This is a genomic window from Lactobacillus selangorensis, assembly GCF_001437205.1.
Classification (GTDB): domain Bacteria; phylum Bacillota; class Bacilli; order Lactobacillales; family Lactobacillaceae; genus Paralactobacillus; species Paralactobacillus selangorensis.
In genome coordinates this window covers 76,937-93,016 of record NZ_JQAZ01000002.1, presented here as the reverse complement: position 1 = coordinate 93,016, position 16,080 = coordinate 76,937, and the positions used below count along the sequence as shown (strand labels likewise).

Annotated in this window: 11 protein-coding genes and 1 pseudogene; 6 read left to right on the top strand and 6 right to left on the bottom strand. The window is 47.7% G+C overall.

The window, feature by feature from the left end; all coding sequences use genetic code 11:
* Positions 1-95: 95 nt before the first annotated feature.
* On the top strand, positions 96-275 hold the full coding sequence (locus IV40_RS03015) for a hypothetical protein (protein ID WP_057768908.1): 180 nt from the start codon (positions 96-98) through the stop codon (positions 273-275).
* Positions 276-332: 57 nt separating this feature from the next.
* Here the strand turns inward: IV40_RS03015 and IV40_RS03010 are convergent, their stop codons facing one another.
* A complete protein-coding gene (locus IV40_RS03010) occupies positions 333-1,079 on the bottom strand; it encodes a YibE/F family protein (RefSeq protein WP_057768907.1) in 747 nt (248 codons plus the stop codon).
* Positions 1,076-2,167 carry a YibE/F family protein gene (locus IV40_RS03005; RefSeq protein ID WP_156404213.1) on the bottom strand — a complete coding sequence of 364 codons (1,092 nt, stop codon included), beginning with the start codon at positions 2,165-2,167 and terminating at the stop codon, positions 1,076-1,078. Before IV40_RS03005 ends, IV40_RS03010 begins: the two co-directional genes overlap by 4 nt.
* Positions 2,168-2,310: 143 nt before the next feature.
* Here IV40_RS03005 and IV40_RS03000 point away from each other — a divergent pair, with 143 nt between their 5' ends.
* Complete coding sequence (locus IV40_RS03000; protein ID WP_057768905.1) at positions 2,311-2,634, top strand: hypothetical protein; 324 nt, start codon at positions 2,311-2,313, stop codon at positions 2,632-2,634.
* 63 nt (positions 2,635-2,697) lie between these two features.
* Here the strand turns inward: IV40_RS03000 and IV40_RS02995 are convergent, their stop codons facing one another.
* From IV40_RS02995 to IV40_RS02985, 3 genes are all read right to left on the bottom strand, one after another.
* Positions 2,698-3,945 carry an MFS transporter gene (locus IV40_RS02995; protein WP_236698019.1) on the bottom strand — a complete coding sequence of 416 codons (1,248 nt, stop codon included), beginning with the start codon at positions 3,943-3,945 and terminating at the stop codon, positions 2,698-2,700.
* A gap of 101 nt (positions 3,946-4,046) precedes the next feature.
* The gene (locus tag IV40_RS02990; protein WP_057768903.1) at positions 4,047-4,244 is read right to left on the bottom strand and encodes a hypothetical protein; all 198 of its coding nucleotides are present in this window, start codon (positions 4,242-4,244) and stop codon (positions 4,047-4,049) included.
* Positions 4,245-4,315: 71 nt separating this feature from the next.
* Entirely contained in the window at positions 4,316-4,762 is a 447-nt protein-coding gene (locus tag IV40_RS02985) for a universal stress protein (RefSeq protein ID WP_057768902.1), read from the bottom strand.
* Between the two features lie 185 nt (positions 4,763-4,947).
* Here IV40_RS02985 and IV40_RS02980 point away from each other — a divergent pair, with 185 nt between their 5' ends.
* Positions 4,948-5,412, top strand: a complete 465-nt coding sequence (locus IV40_RS02980; protein WP_057768901.1) for an Rrf2 family transcriptional regulator — start codon at positions 4,948-4,950, stop codon at positions 5,410-5,412.
* Between the two features lie 35 nt (positions 5,413-5,447).
* On the top strand, positions 5,448-7,361 hold the full coding sequence (locus IV40_RS02975; protein ID WP_082617892.1) for an ABC1 kinase family protein: 1,914 nt from the start codon (positions 5,448-5,450) through the stop codon (positions 7,359-7,361).
* A gap of 85 nt (positions 7,362-7,446) precedes the next feature.
* On the opposite strand, the pseudogene IV40_RS02970 reads toward IV40_RS02975, so the two are convergent.
* Positions 7,447-8,001, bottom strand: a pseudogene (locus IV40_RS02970) (cysteine hydrolase family protein).
* Between the two features lie 157 nt (positions 8,002-8,158).
* Here IV40_RS02970 and IV40_RS02965 point away from each other — a divergent pair.
* Positions 8,159-12,199 (top strand): PD-(D/E)XK nuclease family protein, encoded by a 4,041-nt coding sequence (locus tag IV40_RS02965; protein ID WP_057768900.1) that lies wholly within the window; start codon positions 8,159-8,161, stop codon positions 12,197-12,199.
* Positions 12,186-16,040 (top strand): helicase-exonuclease AddAB subunit AddA, encoded by a 3,855-nt coding sequence (gene addA / locus IV40_RS02960; RefSeq protein ID WP_057768899.1) that lies wholly within the window; start codon positions 12,186-12,188, stop codon positions 16,038-16,040. The genes IV40_RS02965 and addA overlap by 14 nt, the downstream gene beginning before the upstream one ends.
* The last annotated feature ends 40 nt before the right edge of the window (positions 16,041-16,080 follow it).

The following is a 16,080-nucleotide window of genomic DNA, read 5'->3' as shown; positions in this document are numbered from 1 at the left end:
TTCTGATTTGATAACTCCATTTTACTTCTAAAAGCTTCGGGAACAAGTTTTTTAACTGAAAACCTTATAATGAAAATAGGAAGGGGAACTGCCAGATGAAATTAGTCGATCTCGGCACGTTTTTATTTATCGTTTTCGGGGCGTTGTTCCTCGTTTATCTGGTCATCAGTTTAGTCAAAATGGTTCAGAATCGGTTTGCCCAACGGGATTTCTGGGTGGCTGTCGTCAGTTTTCTAATCGCTTTTGTGGGCATTTTAATTTTATGGATGGCTTAAAAAAGACTGTTTCAACATCGCATTCGATGTCAGAACAGTCTTTTTAGTGATAATGGGTTAATCATGCCGCTGACGTGTCATGACCCACGTTGTGATCGGCACCGTTAAGATAACGCCGATGATTGAAAAGAGAATTTCAAGCAGTTCGGCCACGAAAATCTTATTATTAAAAATCTGACCGAGTGAATAGTGCAGTCCAACGAACCAGATAAATAGCGCTAGGAAACCGCCGAAGAAACCGAAGAATAAGGTATTAAACGTAGTCCCGATAATCTGGCGGCCGATATCGGAACCGTCTTGGAACAATTCATGGTTGCTGAGGTGCGGTGTCTGAACGACGATTTCATTCAAGCCGGCTGCGATTGCCATCGCAGCTTCGGCAATGGCACCCAATGTGCTGAAGATAGCCGTTGAAGCGGCAATTTGTGCAAATGAAATGCCGATTGCTAATGAGAAGCCGACGATATCATCGCTGTCTTCTTCCCCAAACCCTTGGACGGCAGCCCAATGCTCGACCGGGATAATCAGCAAAACGACAATCACTAACACAATCACGGCCCCATAAAAGGCTGTCTGCGTGGTCAAATCGCTGTCGGCACCCATAAAAATGGTGACGCCCAAAATCATAATGCCGATGATTAAAGTGACAATGAGCGGCGGAAATCCGAAGGCCACTAGCACGATGGCCATAAATAAGAGGACGAAGTTTAACAATAAACTGACAAAGGAACGGATGCCCCGCCGGCCGCCGACTAGAAACATAGCGAGCAGCAGGAATAATCCTAAAGCAACGATCGTACTCATTTCCGCTCACCTCCGCTAAAATGTCCGGCTAAAAAGGCAGCGGCTGGGATGGCCAGCACGATTCCGATGCCGCTGACCAGACTCTGGGTGATTCCCAGCGACATATTCATGTTGAAAGTGTAGCCCCATGAATTGCCGTTGCGCAGGAATAAAACGGCCATGGGAAAGGTATCAGCGACGAAAATCAGGAAGAGGACGTTGATTAATGGTCCCATGATTTCACGGCCGATTTCCCGTCCGGAATTAAAGATTTGATGCGCCGAAATATCCGGTTGCTCCTTCTTCAATTGGAAGAGGGAGGAAATGATATCGGTCGACTCATCCATAACGGCGCCCAATGAGCCGAGCAGTGTTTCCGCCAAGAAGAGAGGTTTCGGCGTCTGCGTTACATATTGCATAGCTTCGTAATAAACGCCGTTGGAACCCGTCAGTGTGATGACTAGCCAGCTGAGTGCCATTGCAATTGCTGTGCCGGATAAGGTGGCGCCCAGTGTAATCGCCATTTGCCGATTGAAGCCCAGCACGATCCACAAAGTGACGGAAGTAAAGACGATCGACAGACCGCCGAAAATCAGCAGGATGTTGGAACCATGGACGGCCAAATCGATTTCGATGGCGATGAAGAATAAGACGGCATTGAGCAGAACACTGAGCAGGGCCCGCATGCCGGTCCATTGCATGATCAGCAGCAGCAGACTGAAGGCAATCCAGAAAAGCAGGGCGACCGATGTATCCCGTTTATAGTCGGTGATCAGGTTGTTGTGACTGATAAAAACCTGATTGCCGCTGTAATAACGCTGGTCGGTTGCATGCGAACCGGTATAAGTATTTTTGAGATGGACGGTCTGACCTTTACGGCGGCCGTTGGTGATGATACCGGTCAGTTTCTGAGTGACAGTGCTGTCTTCGTTGTTGAATTCATCCGTCGTGGATTTGGCCTTGCTGTTGGTAACATGGGTGATGCGGACGATTGTTTGCTGGTAGACCGGATTGTCGAAATGAACGGCGATCACGCCCAGCAACCCCAGCACGATCAGGATGAGAATCCACTTGGCTGGTAACTGAATGTGGGACTGAATCTTTTTCATATTTTTCATTCTCTCTCGTAGAATAACTTCATCTTATCATTCTTTTGCAACGATTTATTTAAGATTAAAAATAAGTAGGCCCCCAGTTGCTGGTGGTTGTATGGTATAACTAATAGTGAAAGATCAGATAGGAGGAAAATTCCATGAAGCAAACGCGTTTGGCATCCTTAAAGGATAATAAGGACTATATTTTTCGTGATCTGAAGCTGGGTGAATATGATGCAGCTCGGGTCAAGGGTGAAGATGACGACTACATCGTCACATTTGCGGCCCATGACAAACCGGTCGCAAAATATGAGGTCGATCTGTCAGAACCTGTTTTGTCAAAATACGACGAACAAGAAGGTACTCATTTGGGGGATGCCTATGAAGAAGGTTCATTGACGGTTGTCGATTTCTTGAACGCAGTTTACCGTGCGGTATCCGGCCCTGATCACTTCCAAGGTTTACGGAAACTGGATCTGTAATTTAAAAATAGTCGTTAAAAAGGCTTGAAGCAAAAATAATGCTTCAAGCCTTTTTTGATGAATTTAATTTTCGTTTGCAATCCGTTTCTTAATCCAATTCGGATAAGGATGCTTCTGGTCATACCAGATCAGCAGCAAGTTGCAGAATTCGAAGATTGCTGTCATGGCGAATACGCCTCGATAGCCGATGACACTGGCAATAACAGCCCCAATCATCGGACCGACGACACTACCCATGGCTTGGAAAGATTGGTTATAGCTGAAGATTCGGTCAAAGGCATCGGCGGGGGTGTTGAGGGCCATTAACGTTTGAACCGCTGGCAATAGTGCAGCATCGGAAATTCCGACTAACAGCCGCAGGAAGCCTAGCTGCCAAACATTGGTCACAAAAATCTGCGGAATGAAGCAGATTGTCGCAAAGGCCAATCCCCAAGTCAGTACTTTGACGGCGCCAATCCGATCAATTAAATTACCCAATGGCTGCGCAGCAATCAAAGTGGCGATCCCAGGCATAGCTGAGATGACTCCGCTGACGAGCGCCAAGTTGCCCTGCCCATGTAATAACTGCCGAATGAATAAACTGATAAATGGGGTAATGGATGTTGCTGAAGCTTGGATGATTAAAGTGGTGATGAAAATGCCTAACAACATGTTGGGCGATTTTAACTGCCGGATGATCGTCTTCATTGACCGCATTTTGGCAGCGGCGATGGGTTTGAAATCTTCATGGACTAAGAACAAAGTGGACAGGAAGACGAAGAACATCAAGGTCCCGGCAATGTAGAAAGTGGCCCGATAACCGAAGATACCGGCAATGAAGCCGCCGAATAATGGTCCTAACAAGGTTCCGGTAACGTTGCCAGTCGCTAATGTCCCCATTGCTTTGCCGCTGCGATCATGCGGCGCTTCAGTAGCAACAATCGCATTGGCGTTGTTGACATAACCGGAGAAACAGCCTTGCAGGCCCCGCAGAAAAATGACCCACCAGACGTTGGGTGCCATCCCGGTAAAGATGACGGTGAACATCATGACCCCTGAAGCACGGAGGCACATCAATTTACGGCCTTTGCGGTCGGCGAGTTTGCCCCACATCGGCGAAACGATGGCTTTGGCTAAAAAGGTAATCGCAAATGCTGCGCCGCTCAGCAAGTTGAGCGACCAGTTATTAAAATGGCCCAGAGTATCGATAAAAAGTGCCATGAACGGCATTGTCATCGAAAATTCAAGCCCGGTGATAAAGTTGCCGAACCAAAGAACCCATAAATTTTGAATCCATTTGGCCCCGCCTAAGTAATGCTTTTCAGTTTGCAAAATTCGACACCAGTTTCTTTATTAGTTTCACCTTCTAGCATAGCGTAAAAAAAGGATTGCGACAAAATAAATTTGCCGCAATCCTTGTTAAACTGCTGTTTTTATTTTTTAATTCTGGTAATTTGATAGTAAATAGCTGGTTTGCCAGGCTGCTTGATGCGATGAAATGCCGCCGGCTGCGTTGAAAGTCCCAACTTATCTTGGATGGCACGATAGGCGACCTTTTCAGAAAAAGTATGGGGACCGCCCTTTGCGACCATTTTTTGGTACCATTCCCAATCTTTATTCGAGTATTTCATCATACGCCTCCCACGATCGTTAATCTAGCTTCATTATAAAACGAAATCAGCTGATCGGGGGTGAAAAGTGATTAGCGAACGACCATGACCGAGATGGGGGCATATTTGGCCATATAAGCCGCTTGGCTCCCGAAATAACGGCGGGGTCCTTTTTTAGATAATGAACCGACGACTAGTAAGTCTGGCTTGACGCTCGGAATGACTTCTTTGACGATTGTTTCGCCGGGTTCGCCTTCTGCAACTACAGCCTTGACCTTTTTAATGCCAAATTCTTTAGCAACTTTGACATAGCCCTGCATGTGCTGTTCAAGGTCATCCCGTTTGCCATGGATGAAATCCTTGTCAAGGGCTTGATAAATATTGAATTCGTTATTTTCTAGGATGGAAACGATGTAAAGTTCGCTGTCGTCCATCTTAGCGCGATTCATGGCGTAACGGAAAGCCAACTGGGCATCTTCAGAATCGTCGACACCAACTAAAATACGTGAAAAACGTTTTGGATCTGTCGCTGTTTGCATTTAAATTTCCTCCTAAGTTCACTTTACTTCCTTATTCTACACATAAATCGAGCCGGTGGGAAGTGTTGAGGGCCCCGCAAAGGTGGCTTTATCTTAGTGCATCTGGCTGGAATCGGCAACCCGTTTTGACTTCTTTTCCATAAATCAGTAAGCTGGATAAAAATAGATGGAAAGCGGCGAAAAAAATGCATGCATCTGCACGTGTAGAACAAAGTATCTGTGCTTTAGTGATGCTGGGCACTCAGAAGGGCCAGCAGCCATTGAAAAGTGCCGTATTAAGCAAACGGCTGCAGTTATCAGATTCGTATTTGAAGAAGACAATGCATTTATTAGTCAGCGCCGGCATTGTGCGTTCGATTGCCAGCAAGGATGGCGGCTTTCAATTGAACCGGGCACCGGAAGACATTACCGTTCTGGATATTTATCAGGCGGTTGAGGGCACCGAACCCTTATTTCGGCTGACCGGAGTGGCGGAACGGGTCTTTTTGAATCCGACCACGATTCACCGCAAAGAAAATGAGATTATGGGGCAGCTCGATGAGGCACAGAGCTTGTTTTTCGAGCAGCTGGCGCAATATCGGCTGGCGGACATCCTAGTCAACGTCGATTATCCTGACGGCACGATCGACTGGAATGAAGTGGTAAAATGAAGGCAGTTATTTAGGACAAAGGGGGCGGCAAGACGATGGCAAAATCGGCAGAAGAAGATTGGGGACCCAACGGCGTGGCACCAGCTCATCAGCAGCAGGATTCCGATCAGGCGGCACATGATGAGGCGCAGCGGGCGTTTGACCGCCGGGCGGAACATGACGAAGCGGCGCAGCCCGACACACGGCAGTTTTCGCAGGACGAAAAGAAAAAGCAGAAACGGCACCGCTTGTATGAAATTTTACATGTGTTGCGGCGTTATAACGTCGTGATCGATCTTGCCCGCCAGCAGCATCCAGAACAAGTCCGGATTGCCTTCGAAAAGTTAGGGCCGACTTTCATCAAAATGGGCCAGATTCTTTCGACGCGTACCGATCTGATTACACCGGCTTATGTCGCTGAATTGAGCAAACTGCAGGACAACGTGCCGGCTGATAGTTTTCAAACGGTTAAGCAGACGATCGAAACCCAAACGGGCCAGCCGCTGGAAGAGAATTACCGTTACTTTTCGGAACGGCCGTTTGCATCGGCTTCGATGGGCCAGGTTCATCATGCCATTTTGAAAGATGGACAGGGCGTTGTTGTCAAAGTCCAGCATCCCGGCATTCAGGAAGAAATCACGACCGATCTAGCGTTGTTCGACAAAGCCGTCAAATTATTGCGGTATGTGCCCGAAGCAAATATCATCAATCCGGAACAAATCATCAATGAATTGAAACGGTCACTGCTGAGCGAGCTAGATACGCGCAACGAGATGAATAACGGGCTGCGGTTTTATCAGCTCAATAATAATTGGGATATTATTCAGGTGCCCCGTGTCTATCCGCAGTACAGTGCGCCGAAAATTCTGGTCAATCAATATATGAAGGGTCAGAGTATCAAGGACTTCATCGAAATGGTCCAAAAAGCCGAAAAAAACGGCGACATGCAGTATCGGGACCAATGCAAATACATTGCCGATGTGCTGGTGCGCAATTTCATTAAACAAGTTTTTGAAGATGGCTTTTTTCATGCCGACCCGCATCCCGGCAATATTTTATTACGCAAGTTAAGCGATCGAGAATTAGCCGCACAACCGGAATCAAAAGTAACGGCGCAGCATTATACCGGTACTTTAGCCGGCGATCCGTATGCCATTGCGCCCGACGAAGAACAGCAGCTGCCTGATTATCGGCTAATCTACCTCGATTTTGGGATGATGGGGCAGCTGAGCGACAATTTAATTGATGAGATTGCCCAAGTCGTTTTTGCAATCAACACTCGTGATAATCGGCAAATCGGCACCGCTATTCTGGCGTTATGCCGCCGCACCGGTCCCGTCGATGAAGCCGAATTTTTCGAACAGCTGGGCGAGATTATGCAGCCGCTGTATACACAAGGGCTGGGCGACATTGATTTCAAAGGCCTGCTGTATTCAACGGCTAAAGTCTGTTATCAGAATAATCTTCAGATGAATCCCGATATTACGTTATTAGTCAAAGCATTCGGCACATTGGAAGGCACGATCCAGGATCTCGATCCCGACCTGTCGATGCTTGAGGTGGCCCGGCCATTTGCCCGTCGTTACTTCAGCCAGCATTTCAATTTGCGGGACGAACTCGAAAATGATGCGCTGAGTTTATGGCAAGGAGCCAAAGCGGCGCCGAAACTGGTTAGCCGCATGGTCGAATCGCTCGATGTCTTCGAACGAGGCCACAGCAAACTCAATATTGAAGTCAAGCACAGCGATCGTATTTTGCACCGGCTCGAAGAAATGGTCAATCGAATTGCAGTGGCGCTGATTCTGGCCGCTGTGATCGTCGGTTCGTCGCTGCTGGTTCAGGATAAAGGCCACGGCAGTTTCATTGCTAATTTAGGTGTGACGGGGTATACCGTTGCCCTCATCATCATCGTTGTTTTTCTTTTAAGCAATTTATATCATCGCATCAAAAACTGGCGGCACCGGCATTGAAAAGTGTTGTCCAGATGACGGTTTTAGCGCTTAAATAAAAGGACTGTTTCAGCATCAGATTTGATACTGGAACAATCCTTTTTTGTTAGGCGACGATTGTTGCGCCTAATGCGTTCTTAAAATGATTCAGCGCCCATTCCTGACCACCAGGATTAAATGTGGCTACGGCGTTACGGTGAACGACCAGATTGTAATTGAGATTGTAAGCCGAAATAGCAGTGTGCAGGACACAAATATCGGTTGCGACCCCAGCAAGATGCAATGTATCGATATGCCGTTCCCGCAAACGCAGGTCGAGATCAGTGCCGACGAAAGCACTGTAGCGGGTTTTGGCAAACTGAGTGACCTGGGGTTCGTTTTGATGATTTTGATACCAATCATTTAAACTGCCGCATAATGCACGTCCCCAGCTGTCGGCGACGTTATGCGGCGGATAGAGTTTTGTTTCGGGATGATACGGATCGTTTGGTGTATGGACGTCCGTTGGCAGCAGGACCCAATCATCCCGATCGGCAAATTACTGGGCCAGTGAAACAATGGCCGGTTCAATTGCTTGGGCCGGCTTGCCGGCTGTTAATGCCCCTTTGGCAGCGACGAAATCATTCGTATAATCGATGATCAATAATGCAGTTGTGCTCAACTTAATTTCCTCCAATGATTAGGCTTTCTTTAGCATAATCATTTGCCGGCTTGAATGTCAATTCATTTCGCAAATCAGCCTTTTTTTGTCGGAACGGCAATGGTATATTTAAGAAAGAAAAGAGCAAACGGTTGTTCGATGAAAGGGAGACAAATCCATGGAGAGTAAACCAAAATTAACGGTGGTCGCCGGCAAGGCCAGCGCCGATCACCGGCGTAAAATGGTGCTGGACCTGAGTCAAAACTATCAAACTGACCCAGCTGATTATCAGTATTTTTACATCGTTCCGAACCATGTCAAATTTAGCGCTGAAGTCGATGTGCTGGATCAATTACGTGCACAGCTGCAGCAGCCGGAAACAGCTGCTTTTGCACAGTCACGCGTTCAGGTCTTTTCATTTTCACGTCTGGCCTGGTATTACATGCAGCGGACCGATTATTATCGGAAGCAGCGGCTGGATAATACGGGTCTAAGCATGCTGGTTTATCGCATTTTGCAACGGCACAATTCCGAATTGAAACTGTACAAAGATCAAGCAGAAAAGCCTGGTTTTGTGAACCAGCTGGTGCTGGAATTGCAGAATCTGATTACCGGCCGTATTGCGCCGGAGGACTTAGGCAAACTGGCCGCCAACCTTGAAAACGGGCCGACCGCTAAAACGGATCAGGCCATTCAAAATACAATCAAGAAATTGCGGGATTTGCAGATCCTGCTGAGTGCCTATCAGCGGGCAATGCGGTCCACGACGGATCAAAATGGTCAGGTCAAGGAAGGTTTCATTCAGCAGGCGGATGTACTGGATGAACTGACGCAATATTTAACGGACGAACTGAAACAGGTCGATCTCAGCCACACACGTTTCTACGTTGAAGGCTTCGATCATTTTACGGCGCAGGAGTTTCACCTGCTGAGTACTTTAATCAAGCAGGCTGCTAGTGTCCAAGTCAGTTTGATTCTTGCGCCACAGCCGCAAAATGCCATTAACGATGTTTTTGCGGAAGCCCGGCATACTTATCAAATGCTGGCTAATCTTGGTGCTGAACCGACTGTCGAAACGATTGCTGCACAAACCGGCTTTCGTCGTGTCACACCGGACCTGCAGCAGTTAGAAGATTATTGGATTAGCCGTTCATCGGGTGTCACACGTCATGAACAGCAGCAAACCAAGCCGCTGCAGGACGTTCATGTGGCAAATGCCGATAATCGGTATACCGAATTGGTCGCCGTTGCGACGAAAATTCATCAAATGGTGATGGCACCGGCCGCTGACGGACACGAACCGTATCATTACAACGACTTTATTGTGGCTTCGCCTAAGTTAGCCGATTACCAAACGTTGTTGGCCGCTGTTTTTGAACAAGCCGAGATTCCGTACTTTAACGATTTGCAGACGGAAATGGCAGATCATCCGCTGATTGCCTTTATCGATGCCCTTTTTGCGGTTCCGGCCCACCATTATCAATATGAAGATGTCATGCGTTTGTTACGGACAGAATTATTGCTGCCGAAAGACCCGGCCAGCCCGACTGGGTATATGGACCGGCATGTTTTCCGGCATAATTTGGATTTGGCCGAAAATTATATGCTGCAATGGGGCAAACAAGGTTCTGATTTTACCGATGCGGCGAAACCATGGAAGCAGCGGCCGGATGAGGATGAAAACGCCGCTGGTGAGGACAGCCGCAAGCATGACATGATTCCGTATGCCGATTGGCCGGAAGCACCAAAAGAAGTCGAAGCCATGCATCAGTTTATTGCCACGACTTTGCCGCCGCTGTATGCTGATTTGAATCGCAGCCGGACCGGTGCAACGCTGCTCAAAAAGTTTTATCGCTTTATTAAAAGCAGCGGGGTCAGTGCCCAGCTCCAGCAGTGGCAGCAGGATGCACTTGCTAAAGATCAATTGCAGACGGCCTCGCAGCAGCAGCAGGTCTGGCAGACGTTTACAACGATTTTAGATGAATATCATCTGATTCTAGGCGATGAAAAGCTGACTAAAGGTTCAGATAAGCTCGGCAATTTTGCGAATACTTTGAAGGCTGGATTTGCAGGCGCCAAATTCTCGCAGATTCCGTCAACACTAGATCAAGTGCAAGTAACCCGCACCAATTTGCGGCAGACGCAGTCACGCAAAGTTGTTTTTGTCATTGGGGCGACGGCGGATGATATGCCGGCCCGTATCACTGATGATGCCGCTTTGTTAGATGATTTTGACCTAGATCAAATCGAACAGATCAACCAGCATCCGACGCTAAAAGATGCTGAATTTTTAGCGGAATCAGCCGATTCCAGCAACAATCCGACAGTTTTGAGCGCTGAACAATTTTTAAACGAGACGACCCAAAAACAGATGGGCAACGAAACGAATGTCAATTATCATATTTTCATGACCGGCCGTGAACAGCTGTATTTGTCGTACCCATTGTTAAATGCAGCTGGGGAGACTTTGAAGGTGTCGCCTTATGTTCGGTCGATCGCTGCCTACTTCAGCTTGGCTCCCCGTCATTTCCAAACGGTGCCGAGCCAAAATAATGAACCGGCCCTCGCTTACGTCGGGACACAGCGGACGACCTTGACGCAATTAGTCAACATTCTGCATGGTAAATTGGCCGCACCGGTTCAAAACGATCCGGCAGCGGCTTCAGACCAAGAACAGCCGCAGGACGAAAAAGAGAAACAGTTGAAGAAGCAGCGGGAACAAAAGTGGCTGTATATTTATACGCTGCTGAAAAAGGACACCAAGCAGGCCGACCCCAAATTAACGAAACGGGTCATTTCTAGTTTGGATTATGCCAATGCACCGGAAAATTTAAGTGCGAACGTGCGGGAACAATTGTATCCGCATGATTTGGTTACTTCAATCAGTCAGCTGGAAAGCTATTATCAAGATCCATATGAGTATTTTTTGAAGTACGGGCTGCACTTGCAGACTCGCAAGACGAATGAATTGAATCCGATGAAGATGGGGAATTACTTCCATTTGGCGTTGCGGATGTATATGGATCAGCTGAAGGATTTGAAGCAGGCCGATCCTGATTTGAAAGAAGAACGAGCCAAAGAGGTCATGGAAGATGTGCTGGCTGCCCTTCAAAACGACCCGGATTATGCCTTATTGCAGGCTTCTAACCAGATGCAATACCGTCGCAGTCAATTGGATAATGTTTTGCGGCAGATGGCCATTGACCTCTTCCATCAAGGTCAAGAATTAAAATCGCATGTTTGGCGGACGGAAGTGCCTTTCGGAATGAAAGGCAGCCAATTTGCTGGTTTGAGTTTGCCCGTACTCGATGGCAATGATCAGCTGGTTCCAGATCGGCATGTCAAAGTACGGGGTCAGATCGACCGGATCGATTCACTCTCGGTCAACTCATTGACAGGCGAAGATTTACTGTACTTATTGGTCTTTGACTACAAATCCCGTGATCGTGATTTTGATTACACACAGGCTTATTACGGCTTGCAATTGCAACTACTGACCTATTTGAATGCGATCGATCGGAATCCGGACTTTTTCACTGCGCCAGATAATTTCGGACCAGGCAAGCAGATCATTCCGGCGGGAGCCTTTTATCAGCACGTTCAGAACCCGGCCCTTGAGATGAATAATAAGCGGCTGCTGAATTTGGCCCAGAATCTGTTGTCGGATGCACCGGATGTGCGAAAAGACGCACTGAAAAAGCTGTTAGAGCAACGGATGGCCAAGCAGACGAAGAATCAGGGCATCATTTTGGATAATACGGTTCAGGACAACGAGAATCATGATTTCAATCCAGACAGTCTATTGGCCTATCTGGATCAGAATATCGCTGAGGACGGGCACCTCAAACAAGGCAAGTCGTCCGTATTGCCATTGCAATATAAGGCCAAGAACGGCGGCTTTGCGGACAGTTCATTGCGAAGTTTGGTCGATGAAAAACAGATGCAACTGCTGCTGGCCTACAATCGTTATCTGATTCAAAAAGCGGCTGGCAAAATCTTGTCAGGCGAGATTGAATTAGCACCGGCACGAATCGACGATACAACGACATTTTTGGAGCATTCCGATTTCCTGCCGATTTTGCAATTTGATCCTTTGGCAGGCGATCAATACAATGACATCACGACCTTGCATGCAAAGAATGGTCAGAATAAGAAAGAGGTTGCCTTGGAAAAGATGCAGGAGAAATTACCAAAGGAGGGGTACGATGACAAAAACTAATTGGACTGCGCCACAGACGGAAGCATTTTCTCGGCACGGGCGTGATTTGCTGGTTGCGGCGGCGGCTGGTTCTGGGAAAACGCAAGTTCTAGTTGAGCGAATCATTCGAGAAATTGCACCGCAAAAGAATCCGTCCCAGCAGATCAACATTGATCAGCTGCTTGTCGTTACCTTTACGAATGCGGCGGCAAAAGAAATGCGGGAAAAAATTCAACAGAAGATCCACGAGCAAATCAATCAAACCAAGGGGGACGCTCACCGTCATTGGGTCGAACAGCTGAATCGGCTGGCAGTTGCCGACATTACGACGATGGATGCTTTTTCACTCAAGTTTGTTCGTCAGAATGCCTACTTGCTGCCCCAAGTCGATCCTGGGTTTCGTGTTTTAGCCGATGATACGGAACGGACTTTGCTGCGGCTGGAAGCGTGGCAGCAGCTGTGTGAAAAACGGTATGCTGATGCTGAATTCCAGACGCTGAGCAACAACTTTTCCAATGATCGGGATGACAACGGACTTCAGGAAGCCGTTGCCAAAGTGTATACGATGGCCGATGTACATCCAGATTCGAAAGCCTGGCTGGATAAGCTGCCTGATAGTTATCTAATCGACAAAGAGCATTTCGATGATTCGGTTTTTGCAACTGAATCACGGGCAGCGGCGGCCCAAAAATTAGGCGCAGCAGCGGACCTAGCCAAAGCGGCCTTAAAGACGGATATCGCACAGAGTGAGGATCATCAGCATCTGAAAGCCGTTCTTGAGGCGGATCAGAAGACGCTCACTGATTTACAAGCACTCTTTATGCATTCGAAGAAGTGGAGCGAGCTGCGGGCTGAACTGCTTGACATTGAATATGGGAAATTAACTAGTAAATTAGAGGTCGATGGGGTCAAAATTTCCAAAGACATTTCCCTTGATAAAAAAGAGGATCCTCGTTCGGCGTATAAAAAAATCGTTGCGGACCTGCAGATGAGTTTATTTGCCTATCCCGAAGCTCAGGTGATTGCATTAACCGCAAAAGCACATCATCTGGTTGAAGGTCTCGTTAAAGTGGTGCAACAATTTGCCAAGCAGTATCAGACTTTGAAAACACAGCGGCGGGTTGCCGATTATTCCGATATTGAGCATGACGCTGTCCAGCTGCTTGAAGTGCCGACTTCAAATTTATTAGCAATGACCCAAGCACATTACAAAGAAGTGCTGGTTGATGAATATCAGGATACGAATCAGCTGCAGGAACAGCTGCTGCACCTGATTGCAACGACGAAAGCTGAAAATCATCTCTTTATGGTTGGTGATGACAAACAGTCAATCTATGGTTTCCGTTTAGCCGAGCCCGGTTTGTTCCAAGGCAAACGGCGCAATTTTTGGGAATGGCAGCCAGGTCAAGAACCGGATCAAGAAGCTGCCCTGTATCCGCAGCAGCCTAATAAAAATGTTTCTGAAGTTGTTGCTTTGGACGATAACTTTCGAGCTACCAAGGAAAACGATCAGTTCGTCAACATGCTGTTCGGGCAACTGATGAGCACTGATTTAGGCGGCGGCGATTATCTGAAGCAGGGCCAGCTGCATTATGGTGCGAAGTGGTTTGATGAGCGCTATGCTGCCACAACTGACAAACCGATTTTAAGCAGTGAACCTGAAATTGATCTGTTTGCCAACGACAAGAGCAATGATGCGGTCGATAATGTAGATCGGTATAAAGCGGAAGCTTATTTAGTCGCTAAACAGATCAAGTTGTGGATGGGGAAATTGCCTGATTCAACCCGGCATCAGATTTGGGATAGTGAGCAGAAAACTTATCGGGATCTGAAGTACGAAGATATTACACTGCTGACACGGACTAAATCGAATAATGTCGCCATTATGGAAATTTTCAAGCAGATGGGCATCCCGATCTCCGTTGCCGATGCGCCGAATTTCTTCAAGACGACGGAAGTGCAGGTAATGATGTCCTTACTGACGATCATCGATAATCCTGACCAGGATATTCCGTTAGTTGCCGTTTTGCGTTCACCGATGTACGGACTGACTTCGGATGAACTGGCATCGATTCGTTTGGAAGATCGCAAGGCATCCTTCTACACAGCTTTGACTGCGTTTGTGGCACATCATCAAGGCGAATCAAGCGAGCTGATGGACAAACTCAGCCGTTTTACGGTCGATTTAAGCACCTTCCGTGATTTAGCCATTCAGAATCAATTAGTGACACTGATTTGGACCATCTACAACCGGACTGGTTATTTGGATTATGTCGGCGGAATGCCTGGCGGTGCGCAGCGTCAAGCCAATCTGCATGCTTTGTATCAGCGGGCAAATGATTACGAGCAGACCAGTTTTAAGGGACTGTTCCAATTCATCAAGTTCATTCAAAAAATGCAGGATCAGGATAACGACTTGACCGCTGCAGCGACCGTTTCCGATGAAGATGTCGTCAAACTGATGACCATTCACGGCAGCAAGGGACTCCAATTTCCGGTTGTCTTTGTGATGAATCTGACGAAAGGCTTGAATACTTGGGATACGTCGGCCGATGTGTTGCTGAACGATCAGGGCAAGGGAATTCATATCGGCATCGATTATGTCGACCCTAAGTACAATATCAAGCTGGAGACGCCGCAGAAGATGCTGCTGCAGGATTCGATCCATGCCAAAAACTGGGCCGAAGAAATGCGGGTTTTGTATGTGGCTTTGACACGTTCTGAACAGAAGCTGGTCTTAGTCGGCGCCGTGAATAATGATGACGATGAAACACTCGCTCATTGGCAGGGACAGGACACCGGCCACCAACCAGTGCTGCCGTTGCAGCTGCGTCAAAACGCTAAAACGTATTTTGACTGGATCATTCCAGCTTTGATGCGGCAAAAAGATTTTCCAAGGGCGGATGATGCAGCGCCTGTACAGGCGATTGATGGGTTGCCGACCGCTGCATTTACCTTCCGGACTTTTGATGCTGAAAATTTGAATCTGGATAAAGACGGCCAGTGGGATTATGAACGTGGTCACAATGCCGAACAATTGGATCAGCGTGCAGCGGCGGTCCAGCCTGACCAGGTCGCTGATTATGACCAGATTCGCTGTCTGCTCGAGGATGACTATCCTGATTCGAAACTGGCCTCGAATCCGACCATTACACCGGCGTATCAATCCGTTTCGGATTTCAAGGCTTTGGGAAATGGCAATCCTGGCGATCCGACCGACAATGAAATGGCAGACGGCAGCGATTCGTACCAGCATGTCAATGAGCGTTTTGACGAACCGGCCTTTACACTAGGGGACGATTCAAACGGGGCTTCAGCTACTGAGATTGGGACGGCGACTCATTTGCTGTTCAAACAAATCCCGTTGCAGGATCAGGCTCCCACACCAACTGAATTCGAAACACTGCTTCAAACGGATGTTGCTCAAGATTTGATCACAACAGCAGCCGGCAAACAGATTGATTTGGCTAGTGTCGCTGCTTTTTACCAGCAGGAACCGATTCATGCTGCTTTATGGGGCGGAACACAGCCCCACCGCGTCGAACGTGAATATTCATTTTCGATGTTGCGGCCTGATCGGGGTGCCCATAATGCCCCCGTCCTGATTCATGGGACAATCGATGGATTTATCGAATTAGCCGATAAAATCATTTTGTTTGATTACAAGACGGATCGGATTAAACCAGATGAAAGCAGGGCCGATTATACGGCGGAAATGTGGCAGCGTTACGGCGGCCAGCTGGGCTTGTACAAAGAGGCACTGACTAGTCTGCTGCACAATGGCAAACCAATTGAAGAATACTTGTACTTTGTGGCGGCACAACAGTTGAGCCCGCTTCCACAGGAGTTGCGTTCCCTTTAAAGTGTAGTAAGATGAACACAGAATACTTTTTGTAAGGGGG

Bases quoted from the DNA above. Each gene is read 5' to 3' on its own strand.
- IV40_RS03015 (WP_057768908.1), top strand. From the start codon at position 96: ATGAAATTAGTCGATCTCGGCACGTTTTTATTTATCGTTTTCGGGGCG.
- IV40_RS03010 (WP_057768907.1), bottom strand. From the start codon at position 1,079: ATGAGTACGATCGTTGCTTTAGGATTATTCCTGCTGCTCGCTATGTTT.
- IV40_RS03005 (WP_156404213.1), bottom strand. From the start codon at position 2,167: ATGAAAAAGATTCAGTCCCACATTCAGTTACCAGCCAAGTGGATTCTC.
- IV40_RS03000 (WP_057768905.1), top strand. From the start codon at position 2,311: ATGAAGCAAACGCGTTTGGCATCCTTAAAGGATAATAAGGACTATATT.
- IV40_RS02990 (WP_057768903.1), bottom strand. From the start codon at position 4,244: ATGAAATACTCGAATAAAGATTGGGAATGGTACCAAAAAATGGTCGCA.
- IV40_RS02985 (WP_057768902.1), bottom strand. From the start codon at position 4,762: ATGCAAACAGCGACAGATCCAAAACGTTTTTCACGTATTTTAGTTGGT.
- IV40_RS02980 (WP_057768901.1), top strand. From the start codon at position 4,948: ATGCATGCATCTGCACGTGTAGAACAAAGTATCTGTGCTTTAGTGATG.
- IV40_RS02975 (WP_082617892.1), top strand. From the start codon at position 5,448: ATGGCAAAATCGGCAGAAGAAGATTGGGGACCCAACGGCGTGGCACCA.
- IV40_RS02965 (WP_057768900.1), top strand. From the start codon at position 8,159: ATGGAGAGTAAACCAAAATTAACGGTGGTCGCCGGCAAGGCCAGCGCC.
- addA (WP_057768899.1), top strand. From the start codon at position 12,186: ATGACAAAAACTAATTGGACTGCGCCACAGACGGAAGCATTTTCTCGG.